9 protein-coding genes are annotated in these 13,058 nt (G+C 71.4%); 8 read left to right on the forward strand and 1 reads right to left on the reverse strand.

The window, feature by feature from the left end; translation table 11 throughout:
* Nucleotides 1–118: 118 nt before the first annotated feature.
* The 5 genes from AB5J53_RS14595 to sucB all read left to right on the forward strand — a co-directional run bounded on the left by AB5J53_RS14595 (nucleotide 119) and on the right by sucB (nucleotide 7,182).
* Complete coding sequence (locus AB5J53_RS14595) at nucleotides 119–913, forward strand: adenosylcobinamide-GDP ribazoletransferase (protein ID WP_369246070.1); 795 nt, start codon at nucleotides 119–121, stop codon at nucleotides 911–913.
* Between the two features lie 89 nt (nucleotides 914–1,002).
* Nucleotides 1,003–1,626 (forward strand): RDD family protein, encoded by a 624-nt coding sequence (locus tag AB5J53_RS14600; RefSeq protein WP_369246071.1) that lies wholly within the window; start codon nucleotides 1,003–1,005, stop codon nucleotides 1,624–1,626.
* Between the two features lie 456 nt (nucleotides 1,627–2,082).
* Complete coding sequence (locus tag AB5J53_RS14605) at nucleotides 2,083–3,603, forward strand: leucyl aminopeptidase (protein ID WP_369246072.1); 1,521 nt, start codon at nucleotides 2,083–2,085, stop codon at nucleotides 3,601–3,603.
* A gap of 294 nt (nucleotides 3,604–3,897) precedes the next feature.
* Nucleotides 3,898–5,286: a dihydrolipoyl dehydrogenase gene (lpdA, locus tag AB5J53_RS14610; RefSeq protein ID WP_369246073.1), complete on the forward strand. Its 1,389-nt coding sequence runs from the start codon at nucleotides 3,898–3,900 to the stop codon at nucleotides 5,284–5,286.
* Between the two features lie 90 nt (nucleotides 5,287–5,376).
* Complete coding sequence (gene sucB, locus AB5J53_RS14615; protein WP_369246074.1) at nucleotides 5,377–7,182, forward strand: 2-oxoglutarate dehydrogenase, E2 component, dihydrolipoamide succinyltransferase; 1,806 nt, start codon at nucleotides 5,377–5,379, stop codon at nucleotides 7,180–7,182.
* Nucleotides 7,183–7,252: 70 nt separating this feature from the next.
* Here the strand turns inward: sucB and AB5J53_RS14620 are convergent, their stop codons facing one another.
* On the reverse strand, nucleotides 7,253–7,981 hold the full coding sequence (locus AB5J53_RS14620; protein WP_369246075.1) for a hypothetical protein: 729 nt from the start codon (nucleotides 7,979–7,981) through the stop codon (nucleotides 7,253–7,255).
* 278 nt (nucleotides 7,982–8,259) lie between these two features.
* On the opposite strand from AB5J53_RS14620, the gene AB5J53_RS14625 reads away from it, so the two are divergent.
* The 3 genes from AB5J53_RS14625 (at nucleotide 8,260) to AB5J53_RS14635 (ending at nucleotide 13,029) form a co-directional block, all read left to right on the forward strand.
* Nucleotides 8,260–8,883, forward strand: coding sequence for a GntR family transcriptional regulator (locus AB5J53_RS14625; protein WP_189190486.1), 624 nt, complete (start codon nucleotides 8,260–8,262; stop codon nucleotides 8,881–8,883).
* Nucleotides 8,884–9,183: 300 nt separating this feature from the next.
* Entirely contained in the window at nucleotides 9,184–11,886 is a 2,703-nt protein-coding gene (aceE, locus tag AB5J53_RS14630; RefSeq protein ID WP_369246076.1) for a pyruvate dehydrogenase (acetyl-transferring), homodimeric type, read from the forward strand.
* Between the two features lie 171 nt (nucleotides 11,887–12,057).
* Complete coding sequence (locus AB5J53_RS14635; RefSeq protein WP_369246077.1) at nucleotides 12,058–13,029, forward strand: helix-turn-helix transcriptional regulator; 972 nt, start codon at nucleotides 12,058–12,060, stop codon at nucleotides 13,027–13,029.
* Nucleotides 13,030–13,058 lie beyond the last annotated feature (29 nt).

Here is a 13,058-nt window from a genome sequence, read left to right on the forward strand (position 1 = left end):
CGGTCGCGTCGGGCCGACGTGCTTTTCCGGCCGGGGGTCCAGGGGTTGCCCCCCCCGGGAGAACGCAGCATCCACAGCCGCTGTCCGCGCCCTCCGGGCACCCGAGTACTCTGCGCCGGTGTCCAAGACGGCGTCCAAGATCCCCCTGCCCGACGGCCTCCGCTTCGCCTTCGGCACCCTCACCGTGCTGCCCGTCAAGGTGACCCGCTGGGACCGTGAAGCCGCGCGCGGCGGAATGCTGTGCGCGCCCGTGGCCGGGCTGGTGGTCGGGGCGGGCGCGGCGCTCGTGGGTGTGGCGCTGCTCGCGATGGGCGCGGGCCCCATGCTTGCCGCCGTGGCCTCCGCCTCCGTACCGGCCGCGCTCACCCGGGGCCTGCATCTGGACGGCCTCGCCGACACCGCGGACGGGCTCGGCAGCGGCAAGCCCGCCGAGGACGCGCTGCGGATCATGAAGCAGTCGGACATCGGCCCGTTCGGCGTGATCAGCCTGCTGTTCGTACTGCTCGCCCAAGTGGCCGCGCTCTTCCAGGCGTACGACACCTCGTGGGCCCGGGGCGCGCTCGCCGCCGTCGTCTCGGCGACCGCGGCTCGCCTCGCCCTCACGCTGGCCGCTCGCACCGGAGTGCCCCCGGCCCGCCCCGAGGGCCTGGGCGCGGCGGTCGCGGGCACGGTCCCGGTGCGCGGCGCGCTGCTGGTGACGGTGGCCGTCGTCGGCGCGGCGGCGGGCGCGGGCGCGCTCGTCGGGACGTACGACCTCGTGCGCTGCGCGGTGGCGGTACTCGCCGCCTGCGCGGCGGCCGAACTGCTGCTGCGCCACTGCACGCGCCGCTTCGGCGGCATCACGGGCGACGTGTTCGGCGGCCTCGCCGAGACGGCGGCGACGACGGCCCTGGTCGTTCTGTCACTGGGCTGAAACGATCACCGGAGAACGGCACTCGTGCCCCTGCACCCCCACTAATCTGATCCGCCGAGCAGACAAAGGATCGTGATCGGGGGACGTCTGTGCCGAATCCGCTGCGACTGCCGAAACTTCGGCGGTTCCTGGCCTGGTTCATCGACTTCGCGCTGGTGCTCGCGGCGGCTTCCGCGCTCGCCGTGCTCACCTTCCACCGGATATCCGCACTCGTGACGGACGTGCCCGACCTCGCCGCGCGGGGCGGCTGGGACATCCTCACCTCGCGCGGCGATGTCATCGACGCCTCCGAGGGCTTCGGGCTCTCCCTCTGGCACAAGGTGGTCCGGGACGTGGAGCAGGCCTTCGGGCTGCTCGTCGTCGCCACCTTCCTCTACCAGTGGGCGGCGCTCGCCCTCACCGGATGCACGATCGGCAAGGCCCTGCTCGGCCTCAAGGTCACGCCGAGCCCCCCGCGCCGGGCGGCGCTGCGGGCCGCGGTGACGACGACGGCCGACGTCGCCGTGTACGCGCTGGCCTGCATCCTGCTGGTACAGGGCGAGTTCGCGCTCTCGGTGCTGGTGTGGGCCGTCGCCGTCGTGATCTTCTTCCTCAACGCCCTGCCCGTGCTCTCCCCGAGCCGCCGCTCCCTGGCCGACCGGCTGGCCGGCACGGCGGTCACCGGCCTCGGGCTCGCCATGCCCGGCGCCACGCCCCCAACTCGTACTTCTTGAGCATCGAGCTCGGTGGAAATGACGCAAAGCGGTGAGTGGCATGCTCACTGGAACACGATGAGTGTGGCTCGGGTCACCGGGAGTGAGGGGTGAGAGGTGGACGCGACGCCATCGGGCGGTGAACAGCCGCGGGAATGAGCGAAACCCGCCCCCGAGCGTAGGCTCGTCCCGGGTACTTACCTAAGCGACCCCCGGGGAAGTGCAGGCACGCCCCCACGCCGCCCGGCACGCACTCTCGCCAACCCGGCCAAAGGCTCAAGTAGCTCCGCTACGAGGACCTTCGTCCGGCACTCCGAGAGCACGCACCGAACGACGCGGGAACGCACCCGCACTTCCCTGAGGCCGCCACCCCGGTAGGGACCGCCCCCGCAGGCCGGATCTAGGGTCAGCCGTCGGGCCCGGTCGACCCACCCCACTCGGCCACAGCAACTTCAACGGAAGCGAGATTTCACCACCGTGACTGCTCTCACTCTCAGCACCGCCGCAGCGTCCGGTCTGCGGGCCGACGCGATCGTCGTCGGTGTCGCGAAGGGCCCCAAGGGCCCGGTCGTCGCACCGGGCGCCGAGGCCGTGGACAACGCGTACGACGGCTCACTCGCCGGAATCCTGGAGACCCTCGGCGCCACCGGGGCCGAGGGCGAGGTGACGAAGCTGCCCGCGCCCTCCGGTTTCAAGGCACCCGTCGTCGTGGCCGTCGGCCTGGGAGCGGTCCCGGAGAAGGACGACACGTTCGGCGCCGAGGCGCTGCGCCGCGCGGCCGGTGTCGCCGCCCGCGCGCTCGCCGGTGCCAAGAAGGCCGCCTTCGCCCTGCCGATCGCGGACGCCGCCGACGCCGGTGCCGTCGCCGAGGGCGCCCGCCTGGGCGCGTACGCCTTCGACGCGTACAAGGAGAACGGTAAGGACGCCAAGAACGGCAAGGCCCCGCTCGGCGAGGTCGCGCTGCTCGGCGGCAAGCCCCGCGACGCGGCGTACAAGGCGGCCATCGCGCGCGCCACCGCCGTGACCGAGGAGCTCAACCGCGCCCGCGACCTCATCAACACCCCGCCGAACGACCTCAACCCGGAGTCCTTCGCCGCCGTCGCCACCGCGGCCGGCAAGGAGCACGGCATCAAGGTGCAGGTGCTCGACGAGAAGGCGCTGGAGAAGGGCGGCTTCGGTGGCATCCTCGGCGTCGGCGTCGGCTCGGCCGCGGCTCCCCGCCTGGTCAAGCTGTCGTACACCTCTCCCAAGGCGACCAAGCACCTCGCCTTCGTCGGCAAGGGCATCACGTACGACTCGGGCGGCATCTCGCTGAAGCCCGCCGGGCACAACGAGACGATGAAGTGCGACATGAGCGGCGCGGCGGCGGTCTTCGCCGCCGTGGTCGCCGCCGCGCGCCTCGGCCTGGAGGTCAACGTCACCGGCTGGCTCGCGCTGGCCGAGAACATGCCGTCCGGGACCGCCACCCGCCCGGGCGACGTGCTGCGCATGTACAGCGGCAAGACCGTCGAGGTCCTCAACACGGACGCCGAGGGCCGTCTGGTCCTCGCCGACGCGCTGTGGAAGGCGTCGGAGGAGAAGCCGGACGCGATCGTCGACGTGGCGACCCTGACCGGCGCGATGGTGCTGGCGCTTGGCCACCGCACCTTCGGTGTGATGGCCAACGACGACGCGTTCCGCGCCTCGATCGTCGAGGCCGCGGAGGAGGTCGGCGAGGAGTCCTGGCCGATGCCGCTGCCCGAGCACCTGCGCAAGGGCATGGACTCCCCCACCGCCGACATCGCCAACATGGGCGAGCGGATGGGCGGCGGCCTGGTCGCCGGTCTCTTCCTGCGCGAGTTCGTGGGCGAGGGGATCACCTGGGCCCACCTCGACATCGCGGGCCCGGCGTTCAACGAGTCCGGCCCCTTCGGCTACACCCCCAAGGGCGGCACCGGTTCCGCGGTCCGCACCCTGGTCCGGCTCGCCGAACTGACGGCTGCGGGCGACCTGGGCTGAGGCCCTGACCAGTGAGAGCGGCCCCGGGTCCTGGTGACCCGGGGCCGCTCTCATGGTCGTACGAGGGTTTCGCCCTCGACGAAATCCGCAGGTTCCCACACATCCGCACCCCGTCGACGTGATGGATCAGACGTCTCACACACCGGCCCGGCGTCTCGATCGCCGCCGACAAGTGCGAAGATGGGTTCTCGGCAGGACAGGGCCCCCACCACAGGGCCGAAGAAGAGCGGCCGGACACCAGCCGCCGACCGGTCACTGGAGACCGGCGTGGCGCACATGCATGGAGGACGTGACGTGGCGAACGACGCCAGCACCGTTTTCGACCTAGTGATCCTCGGCGGCGGTAGCGGCGGTTACGCCGCGGCGCTGCGCGGAGCGCAGCTGGGCCTGGACGTCGCCCTGATCGAGAAGGACAAGGTCGGCGGTACCTGCCTGCACCGCGGGTGCATCCCCACCAAGGCTCTGCTGCACGCGGGCGAGATCGCCGACCAGGCCCGCGAGAGCGAGCAGTTCGGCGTGAAGGCCACCTTCGAGGGCATCGACGTACCTGCCGTCCACAAGTACAAGGACGGGGTCATCTCGGGCCTGTACAAGGGTCTGCAGGGTCTCATCGCGTCCCGCAAGGTGACGTACATCGAGGGTGAGGGCCGCCTCTCCTCCCCCACCTCCGTCGACGTGAACGGCCGGCGCATCCAGGGCCGCCACGTGCTCCTGGCGACCGGCTCCGTGCCGAAGTCGCTGCCGGGCCTGGAGATCGACGGCAACCGCATCATCTCTTCCGACCACGCGCTGGTCCTGGACCGCGTCCCGCAGTCCGCGATCATCCTGGGCGGCGGCGTCATCGGCGTGGAGTTCGCCTCCGCGTGGAAGTCCTTCGGCTCCGACGTCACGGTCATCGAGGGCCTCAAGCACCTCGTCCCGGTCGAGGACGAGAACTCCTCCAAGCTTCTTGAGCGCGCGTTCCGCAAGCGCGGCATCAAGTTCAACCTGGGCACCTTCTTCTCGAAGGCCGAGTACACCCAGAACGGTGTCAAGGTCACCCTCGCCGACGGCAAGGAGTTCGAGGCCGAGGTACTGCTCGTCGCCGTCGGCCGCGGCCCGGTCTCGGCCGGTCTCGGCTACGAGGAGCAGGGCGTCGCGATGGACCGCGGCTACGTCCTGGTCGACGAGTACATGCGGACGAACGTCCCGACCATCTCCGCCGTCGGTGACCTGGTCCCGACGCTCCAGCTCGCGCACGTCGGCTTCGCCGAGGGCATCCTGGTGGCGGAGCGTCTGGCCGGTCTGAAGACCGTTCCGATCGACTACGACGGCGTGCCGCGGGTGACGTACTGCCACCCCGAGGTCGCCTCCGTGGGCATCACCGAGGCCAAGGCCAAGGAGATCTACGGCGCGGACAAGGTCGTCGCTCTGAAGTACAACCTCGCGGGCAACGGCAAGAGCAAGATCCTGAACACCGCGGGCGAGATCAAGCTCGTCCAGGTGAAGGACGGTGCCGTGGTCGGCGTCCACATGGTCGGCGACCGCATGGGCGAGCAGGTCGGCGAGGCCCAGCTGATCTACAACTGGGAAGCGCTGCCGGCCGAGGTCGCCCAGCTCATCCACGCCCACCCGACGCAGAACGAGGCGCTCGGCGAGGCCCACCTGGCCCTCGCGGGCAAGCCGCTGCACTCGCACGACTGATCAGCCACCGGCTGTCCCCAGTCACCGCGTCGAGTAGGGCGCGACGACGACCACAGACTTCCGCACCATTCGTAAGGAGCAACAGAAACCATGCCGGTTTCCGTAACCCTTCCGGCGCTCGGTGAGAGCGTCACCGAGGGCACTGTCACCCGCTGGCTGAAGGCCGAGGGCGAGCGCGTCGAGGCCGACGAGCCGCTGCTGGAGGTGTCGACCGACAAGGTCGACACCGAGATCCCCTCGCCCGCCGCCGGTGTGCTCGCCTCCATCAAGGTCGCCGAGGACGAGACGGTCGAGGTCGGCGCCGAGCTGGCCGTCATCGACGACGGCACGGGCGCCCCCGCTGCCGCCCCGGCCCCGGCCGCCGCCGAGGCCCCGGCTGCCGCGCCGGCCGCCCCCGCCCCGGTCGCCGAGGCACCCGCGGCTCCGGCCGCCCCGGCCCCCGCCGCCGCGCCCGCCGCTCCGGCGGGCGGCGCCACCGGTACCGACGTCGTGCTGCCCGCCCTGGGCGAGTCGGTCACCGAAGGCACCGTCACCCGCTGGCTGAAGGAGGTCGGCGAGGAGGTCGCGGAGGACGAGCCGCTGCTCGAGGTCTCCACGGACAAGGTCGACACCGAGATCCCGTCGCCCGCCGCCGGCGTGCTGCTGGAGATCGTGGTCGGCGAGGACGAGACCGCCGAGGTCGGCGCCAAGCTGGCCGTCATCGGCGCGCCCGGCGCCGCTCCGGCCGCCGCCGCCCCCGCGGCTCCGGCTGCCCCCGCCGCCGCTCCGGCCGCGCCCCCGCGCGCCCGCCGCTCCGGCTCCGGCCCCCGCTGCTCCGGCCGCCCCGGCCGCTGCCGCCGCCCCGGCTCCGGTCCAGCCCGCGGCGGCTCCGCCCCCGTCGCGCCCGCCGCTCCGGCTCCCGCGCCGGTCGCCGCGCCCGCCCCCGTCACCCCGGCTCCGGCTCCCGCCGCGCAGGCCACCGACGAGGGTGCGTACGTGACCCCGCTGGTGCGCAAGCTCGCCGCCGAGAACGGCGTCGACCTGGCCGCCGTCAAGGGCACCGGCGTCGGCGGTCGTATCCGCAAGCAGGACGTCATCGCCGCCGCCGAGGCCGCGAAGGCCGCTGCCGCCGCTCCGGCGCCGGCTGCCGCCGCCCCGGCCGCCGCCAAGAAGGCGCCGGCCCTGGAGGTCTCCCCCCTCCGCGGCCAGACCGTCAAGATGCCGCGCATCCGCAAGGTCATCGGCGACAACATGGTCAAGGCCCTGCACGAGCAGGCCCAGCTCTCCTCGGTCGTCGAGGTGGACGTCACCCGCCTGATGCGCCTGCGCGCCCAGGCCAAGGACTCCTTCGCCGCGCGCGAGGGCGTCAAGCTCTCCCCGATGCCGTTCTTCGTGAAGGCGGCGGCCCAGGCGCTGAAGGCCCACCCGGCCGTCAACGCCCGGATCAACGTCGACGAGGGCACGATCACCTACTTCGACACCGAGAACATCGGTATCGCGGTGGACTCCGAGAAGGGCCTGATGACCCCGGTCATCAAGCACGCGGGCGACCTCAACATCGCCGGCATCGCCAAGGCCACCGCCGACCTGGCGGGCAAGGTCCGGGCGAACAAGATCACCCCGGACGAGCTGTCCGGCGCGACCTTCACCATCTCCAACACCGGCTCGCGCGGCGCGCTCTTCGACACGATCATCGTGCCGCCGAACCAGGTCGCGATCCTGGGCATCGGCGCCACGGTCAAGCGTCCGGCCGTCATCGAGACGGAGGAGGGCACCGTCATCGGCGTCCGCGACATGACGTACCTGACGCTCTCCTACGACCACCGCCTGGTGGACGGCGCCGACGCCGCCCGCTACCTGACGGCGGTCAAGGCGATCCTGGAGGCGGGCGAGTTCGAGGTCGAGCTCGGCCTGTAGTACTTCATCGCCTCAGCTTCATCGCTTGTGCGACGCCCCTGTCCGGGACCTTCCGGGCGGGGGCGTCGCGTCAGTGCGGCTTCAGCGTCTTGTCCGTCCACAGCACCAGCATCTCCACCCAGACGTTCGGGATCTCCGTCTGGTACGCGGGCGTCAAGTGCCGTGTCCGGTACGCCTTGAGGACGTCGTACGTGGCGTCGAGGCAGTCGCGGGAGCCGAGGTCGCCGGTCTTCGGGTCGACGCCGACGAGGAAACCGCGGCTCTCGACGGTACGGATCATGGCGCGCGCCGAGGCGACATCGCCGGCCGACGAGGACGTGCAGCGGTAACGGCTGTACGGGTGGGTCGACTTGCCGGGGTAGTGCGCGTCGCGGGACATGTCGCTGAGCATCTGCGCGTACGAGCCCTCGGCGTGCCAGGCGCCGATGTAGCCGCCGGGCGGGGTGTAGAGCGCGTTGGTCGGGTTCTCGACCGCGCCGTACTCCCAGCGGTCGGTGCCCGTGATGCGGAAGCCCCAGCCGGTGTGGCCGAACTTCTGGGCGCCGTCCGGCTTGACGAAGACGCAGGCGCCGCCGGGGCCCGCGGGCTGCCCGGCCGGGGCCGTACCGCCCGAACCCGTGCCGCCTGAGCTTGTGCCGCCCGAACCCGTGCCGGCCGAGGTGCCGATGGACTGCCCACCGCTCGGCTGCGCCGCCGCCCCCACGTCCGTCGGCTCGCATCCCGTCAGGCCCACGACCGTCCCGGCCACGACAGCCGCCATCGCCCAGCGCACCCCTCGTTTCCGTCCCCATCCGCTCATGCCATCCCCCTGGCGTTCACGGGGCGCCCCTCGCGGGAACCCCTGTGCCGACCCCCACGCCGTGCGGGCCTCGCGAGTTCACGGGGTGACACGGCCGTGACGCCTCCGGGCCCCGGCCGGTACGGGTCTTTACAGCCGCGGGCACTCTGACAGCGTGTAAGTCTCGTCTCACCTGCATGAAAGCGCCCCCGTGCGCCTCTCACCGGCGGGGGCGCGGCCTTATTGTCTAAACGTCAAACGCCCTTGGGGCCGGTGCGCCCCCTCCGTAAGGAGCCCTCATGACCGCGCCCGTCGTCCACTCGCTGCGCGAACAGATCCGCGAGCACATCGTGGAGGGGATCGTCAGCGGGCGCTGGAAGCCGGGCGAGCGGATCGTGGAGCGGCGGATCGCCACCGAGCTGGAGGTCAGCCAGACCCCGGTGCGCGAGGCGCTGCGCGAGCTGGAGTCGCTGCGGCTGATCGAGTCGGCGCCGAACAAGGGCGTACGGGTCAGAAATCTGACCGCCGCCGACCTGGAGGAGAGCTACCCCGTACGAGCCGGTCTGGAGGCCATCGCGGCGGAGCTGGCGGCCGAGCGGCTCGCCCAGGACTGCTCGGCCCTGGAGCCGCACGTCGCGGCGCTGTACGAGGCCGACCGGCTGTCGGACGGGACCGGTCAGGTGCGGCACACCGTGGCCTTCCACCGCGAGCTGGTGCGGGCCGCCGGGAACTCGGTGCTGCTGCACACCTGGGAAGGGCTGGGCATCGAGGTGTTCACCGCCCTGTCGATCCGGTGGCTCGGGACCGTGCAGCAGTCGTACGCGGAGGAGCACGAGGCACTCGTGGACGCGTTCAGGCGGCGGGATCCGCTGATCGCCGACCTCGTGAAGGCGCATGTGCTCGGCTGCGCCCCGCGCGCCTGACACAGTGGAGCGACTCCGCGCTCAAGCGTGCTCTCACCTGCGCAAACCTTCGATTTCAAGGCACCCGGTGCCTGTCTTGGAGGCACCCGGTGCCGACTTTCTCGATCTGAAGAGGTTTTGCCCCGCAACCCTTTGATCGATCATCGATCAGGGAGTTACAGTCACCGACGGGCCACGCGGCGGACGCCGCATGGTGTCACAGCACCAGAGCCCGCCGCCCTGTCCTGCCAAAGACCAAGGGCACCCCCGAAAACCCCTTACCGATGAGGGAACCCCCCTCCGTATCCGGAAGGCGGCGCAATGACCGACCCCACCGCAATCCAGCCGAGCGAGCTCGATCAGCTCCCGGACCGCGACCCCGAGGAGACCGCCGAATGGCAGGCCTCCCTGGACGCCGTCACCAAGGCGGCCGGGCCGCACCGTGCCGCGTACCTGATGCGCCGCACACTGGAGCGCGCCGAGGGCAACGGCATCGCGCTGCCCAAGCTGCTTGAGACGGACTACGTCAACACCATCCCCACCGCCGCCGAGCCCATCGTGGACGGCGACGAGGAGATGGAGCGGAAGATCACCGCGTGGAACCGCTGGAACGCGGCCGCGATGGTGACCCGGGGCAGCAAATACGGCGTCGGCGGCCACATCGCCACCTTCGCCTCCGCCGCCTGGCTCTACGAGACCGGCTTCAACCACTTCTTCAAGGGCAAGGAGGCCGACGGGTCCGGCGACCAGCTCTACATCCAGGGCCACGCCTCCCCCGGCATCTACGCCCGCGCCTTCCTCGACGGCCGGCTCAGCGAGCAGCACCTCGACCGCTTCCGCCAGGAGTCCGGCGGCAACGGTCTGCCGTCGTACCCGCACCCGCGCCGCCTCCCCTGGCTGTGGGAGTTCCCGACCGTCTCGATGGGCCTCGGCCCGCTGTCGGCGATCTACCAGGCGCGCTTCAACCGCTACCTCACCAACCGCGGCATCAAGGACGTCTCCCAGTCCCACGTCTGGGCCTTCCTGGGCGACGGCGAGATGGACGAGCCGGAGTCGACGGCCGCACTCGCGCTGGCTTCCCGCGAGGGTCTGGACAACCTGACCTTCGTCATCAACTGCAACCTGCAGCGCCTCGACGGTCCGGTCCGCGCCAACTTCAAGATCGTGCAGGAGCTGGAGGCCCAGTTCCGCGGCGCCGGCTGGAACGTCATCAAGTCGCTGTGGGGTTCGGCCTGGGACGAACTGTTCCAGCTCGACACCACCGGCGCGCTCGTACGCCGCCTGCGCGAGGTACCCGACGCGCAGGTGCAGACGTACCAGACCCGCGACGCGGCCTACATCCGCCAGGACTTCTTCGGCGCCGACCCGGCGCTCGTCGAGATGGCGAAGCTGATCAGCGACGACAAGATCCTGGAGTGCTTCCACCTCTCCCGCGGTGGTCACGAGTCGCGCAAGGTGTACGCGGCCTACAAGGCGGCCGTCGAGCACAAGGGCGCGCCGACGGTGATCCTGGCCCAGACGGTCAAGGGCTTCACGCTCGGCGAGGGCTTCGCGTCCAAGAACGCCAACCACCAGATGAAGAAGCTCACGACGGACGAGTTCAAGCAGATGCGTGACCTGCTCGAACTGCCCATCTTCGACGGCCAGTTCGTCGACGGTGTGGTGCCTTACGGCCACCCGGGCGCCGACGCCCCCGAGGTCCGTTACCTCCAGGAGCGCCGCGCGGCCCTCGGCGGCCCGGCCCCGGCCCGCCGTACGCACGCCCTCGCGCCGCTGCCCGCCCCGGCCGACAAGACCTTCGCGTCCTTCGACAAGGGCTCCGGTTCGCAGAACGTGGCGACGACCATGGCGTTCGTCCGCCTGGTCAAGGACCTGGTCCGCGACAAGGAGACCGGCAAGCGCTGGGTGCCGATCGTTCCGGACGAGGCCCGTACCTTCGGTATGGAGTCGCTCTTCCCGTCCCTCGGCATCTACTCGCCCAAGGGCCAGACGTACGAGCCGGTCGACCGCGACCAACTGATGTACTACAAGGAGGCCAAGGACGGCCAGATCCTCAATGAGGGGATCACCGAGGCCGGTTCCATGGCGGACTTCATCGCCGCGTCCACCGCGTACTCCACGCACGGCGAAGCGATGATCCCCTTCTACATCTTCTACTCGATGTTCGGCTGGCAGCGCACGGCCGATCAGATGTGGCAGCTCGGCGACCAGCTCGGCCGCGGCTTCCTGGTCGGCGCCACGGCCGGCCGTACGACGCTGACGGGTGAGGGTCTGCAGCACGCCGACGGTCACTCGCCGGTGATCGCGGCGACCAACCCGGCGGCCCTGTCGTACGACCCGGCGTTCGCGTACGAGATCGCGGCGATCGTCAAGGACGGTCTGCGCCGGATGTACGGCGAGGCCGCGCCCGGCGAGGACCCGAACGTCTTCTACTACCTGACGGTCTACAACGAGCCGATGCCGCAGCCCGCGAAGCCGGCAGGACTCGGCATCGACGAGGGCATCGTCAAGGGCCTGTACCGCTTCAACACGGCGGAGTCGGCCGGGCTTTCGCCGGTGGCCAACGCGCCGCGCATCCAGCTGCTCGGCTCCGGCACGGCGATCCACTGGGTCCTCAAGGCGCAGAAGCTGCTCGCCGAGGAGTGGGGTGTGGCCGCCGACGTGTGGTCCGCGACCTCCTGGACCGAGCTGCGGCGCGACGCGCTGGAGGCCGACGCGGCGCTGCTGCGCGGCGAGGAGCGGGTGCCGTTCGTCCGCCAGGCGCTGCACGGGGCCGAGGGCCCGGTCCTCGCGGTCTCCGACTACATGCGCCAGGTCCCGGACCAGATCGCGCAGTGGGTCGAGCAGGACTACTCCTCCCTCGGTGCCGACGGCTTCGGTCTGTCCGACACCCGTGAGGCGGCCCGCCGCCACTTCGGCGTGGACGCCCAGTCGATCGTCGTCGCGGCACTGGCGCAGCTCGCCCGCCGCGGTGAGGTCCAGGCGTCGGCGGTGAAGGAAGCCCGGGAGCGTTACGGGCTGTAGGAGCTCGGGGAGCTGACGCTCAGCTCGGCGAAGGGGCACGGCGACTGCCGTGCCCCTTCGGCGTCTTGCGCGACCCCTCTCCACCTTTCATGCCCCTTCGCCGTCTTGCGGGCCCCTTCGGCGTCGTTCGCACGTCTCTTCGTTGTCAGTGGTGCCCTGCATCATGAACCCATGCGCGCTGCCCGCCTGATCAAGATGGTGCTGCTGCTCCAGTCGCGGCCGTCGATGACCGCCGCCGAGCTGGCGCGGGAGCTCGAGGTGTCCGAGCGCACGATCACGCGGGACGCGCAGGCGCTCTCGGAGGCGGGGGTTCCGGTGTACGCGGACCGGGGGCGGGCCGGGGGGTACCGGCTGGTCGGGGGATATCGGACACGGCTGACGGGCCTTGCGCGCAGTGAGGCGGAGGCGCTGTTCCTGAGCGGGGTGCCGGGGGCGCTGCGCGAGATGGGACTTCAGGACACGGCCTCGGCCGCCCGCCTCAAGGTGTCCGCGGCCCTTCTCCCCTCACTGCGGGACGCCTCGCGGACGGCGGCGCAGCGGTTCCATCTGGATGCCCCCGCCTGGTTCAGCGAGCCCCAGACACCCCAGCTGCTGCCCGCGGTCGCGGACGCGGTGTGGGACGACCGGCCGGTCCTCGCGCGCTACCGGCGGGGCGAGGCGGAGGTGGAGCGCGCGCTCGAACCCTACGGGCTCGTCCTCAAGGCGGGCGTCTGGTATCTGTGCGCACGGGTGCCGGATGCGGGCTCCTTCCGGGTGTACCGCATCGACCGCTTCACCGCGGTCGACCTCGGCGAGGAGCGCTTCCGACGGGACGACGGGTTCGACCTGCCCGGGTTCTGGGAGGAGCGGGCCGAGGAGTTCGCCCGGTCCATCCTGCGCGCGGAGGTCGTCGTACGGCTGTCCCCGGGCGGTGTACGACGGCTGCCGTACGTCCTTGATCCCACGTCCGCCAAGGAGGCCCTGGACGCGCCCAATGCCCCCGACACCAGGGGCTGGGTGACCGTCACGCTTCCCGTCGAGTCGGAGGAGGTCGCCCATTCGCAGCTCACGGCGCTCGGGCCGGAGGTGGAGATACTCGCCCCGGCGGCGCTGCGGAAGCGCTTCGCGAAGGACGCGGCCCGGCTGGCGGCGCTTTACGGATGACGGCACGCTTGGGACCGGGTGACCGTGGC

Source organism: Streptomyces sp. R41 (assembly GCF_041053055.1).
Classification (GTDB): domain Bacteria; phylum Actinomycetota; class Actinomycetes; order Streptomycetales; family Streptomycetaceae; genus Streptomyces.

Coding starts and splice junctions, on each gene's coding strand:
- AB5J53_RS14635 (WP_369246077.1), top strand. CDS start 12,058: ATGCGCGCTGCCCGCCTGATCAAGATGGTGCTGCTGCTCCAGTCGCGG.
- AB5J53_RS14620 (WP_369246075.1), bottom strand. CDS start 7,981: ATGAGCGGATGGGGACGGAAACGAGGGGTGCGCTGGGCGATGGCGGCT.
- AB5J53_RS14625 (WP_189190486.1), top strand. CDS start 8,260: ATGACCGCGCCCGTCGTCCACTCGCTGCGCGAACAGATCCGCGAGCAC.
- sucB (WP_369246074.1), top strand. CDS start 5,377: ATGCCGGTTTCCGTAACCCTTCCGGCGCTCGGTGAGAGCGTCACCGAG.
- aceE (WP_369246076.1), top strand. CDS start 9,184: ATGACCGACCCCACCGCAATCCAGCCGAGCGAGCTCGATCAGCTCCCG.